Annotated in this window: 1 protein-coding gene; it reads right to left on the reverse strand. The window is 43.5% G+C overall.

Annotated elements, in window-relative coordinates; genetic code table 11:
• Nucleotides 1-379, reverse strand: a 379-nt coding sequence (locus HC176_RS17440; RefSeq protein ID WP_167920270.1) for a class I SAM-dependent methyltransferase, incomplete at both ends; no start/stop codon positions are given.

Genomic DNA, 379 nt, shown 5'->3' on the forward strand with positions numbered 1-379 from the left:
TTTCTGAAAAGGTTGCAAGGATCACATAACCTCCCGGTTTCACAGCTTTTTTAAGGGTTTTCAGGTAATTTTCCTTTTCCCCGGCATCGGTAAAAAAATGAAATGTGGCGCGATCGTGCCAAAGGTCGTACTGTTTTTGGGGCTTGAATTCTGAAGCATCGGCAACGATCCAGTTAATACTGTCTGCCTTTTCACACATTCTTTCCTTTGCACGTTCAATTGCCTTTGAAGAAATGTCGACCACCGTAATATCTGTATAGCCTTCTGAGACAAGAAATTCTGCTAAAAAACTGTCTCCCCCGCCAATATCGATGATCGCTGCACCCTTGTCCAGCTGAAATCCTTTAATGAGGCTAAGAGAAACTTCGGGCATTGGTTC

The organism is Tamlana crocina (assembly GCF_012037625.1).